Raw genomic sequence first — 323 nt, 5'->3', positions numbered from 1 at the left:
GTACGGGTATTTGCTCAAGCCGCCGCTCATGCCGCCGCCGTAAATCAGGGCCAGCTTCTCGCGCAGGATGTCGGTGATGCGGATGTTGATCACTTCCAGCATCGCCTGGAAGCGCATCGCTTCGTCGTCCGAGTACGGCGCCTCGCCGCTGAAGTTGAGCGATACGCTGCTCTTCGCTTCCGAGCCGCTGCGCACTTCCTTCTTCACCACGCCGCGCACCGGACGCACGCCGGCATCCTTGTAGCCGATCTCGATATCGCCCACCGGCAGTGCGCCCAGGTAAGTGGCCAGCAGCGGCTTGACCTTGGCCATGTCGAAACTGC

1 pseudogene is annotated in these 323 nt (G+C 63.2%); it reads right to left on the bottom strand.

Annotated features, from left to right (window positions below):
- Positions 1-323, bottom strand: a pseudogene (locus F1735_RS34580) (insulinase family protein); the annotation flags it as partial.

Origin of the sequence: Massilia genomosp. 1 (assembly GCF_011682185.1) — a bacterium.
Classification (GTDB): Bacteria; Pseudomonadota; Gammaproteobacteria; order Burkholderiales; family Burkholderiaceae_D; genus Telluria_A; species Telluria_A rubra.
This window is presented reverse-complemented; position numbering and strand designations above follow the sequence as displayed.